The sequence below is a fragment of the Tritonibacter aquimaris genome (assembly GCF_009617595.1).
In the GTDB taxonomy this organism is placed as follows: Bacteria; Pseudomonadota; Alphaproteobacteria; order Rhodobacterales; family Rhodobacteraceae; genus Epibacterium; species Epibacterium aquimaris.
Genome location: NZ_WIXK01000027.1, coordinates 1 through 669, shown reverse-complemented (window position 1 = coordinate 669; position 669 = coordinate 1). Strand labels below are relative to the sequence as shown.

The following is a 669-nucleotide window of genomic DNA, read 5'->3' as shown; positions in this document are numbered from 1 at the left end:
GAGGTCTGCCGCCAAGGGCGGATTGGGGGCGTTTGCGGTTGTAGAACTCGATCCACTTGCCAACACGGGCTTTCACCTCCGATCCGGTTTCCCAAGCGTGCAGGTAGACGCATTCGTATTTCAGGCTCCGCCAGAGCCGTTCAACAAATATATTGTCAAGGAAGCGCCCCTTGCCATCCATCCGCTGCCCGGCAGCGCATGTTGACATGCGCGAGAGGAGAGATGCGGACGCCGGAGCGGCGCAATCGATCCGTCCAGGCAAAGGATGTGAACTGGCTGCCCTGGTCGGTGTTCTTGATCTCGGGCGGGCCGAAGCGGAGGATCGCCTCGTTCAGCGCTTCGACGCAGAAGTCTGCGTCCAGCGTGTTGGATATGCGCCAGGCCAGCACCTTGCGGGTGTGCCAGTCTGTGAACGCCACCAGATACAGGAACCCGCGCCGCATCGGCAGATAGGTGATATCTGCGGCCCAGACCTGGTTGGGCCGGGTTACCCGCAAACCGCGCAACAGATAGGGATACGTCTTATGTCCCTTCGCCGCCTTGCTGGTGTTGGGCTTCTGGTAGATCGGCATGAGCCCCATCAGCCACATCAAACGGCGGATACGCTTCTCGTTCACCAGATGGCCGTTCTCGGGACTTTCGCGGCCCCACTGGGGCCACGGTCCCCTC

1 pseudogene is annotated in these 669 nt (G+C 61.3%); it reads right to left on the bottom strand.

The features are described from left to right. Positions 1 to 669 (bottom strand): annotated as a pseudogene (locus tag GG681_RS17620) (IS3 family transposase); the annotation flags it as partial.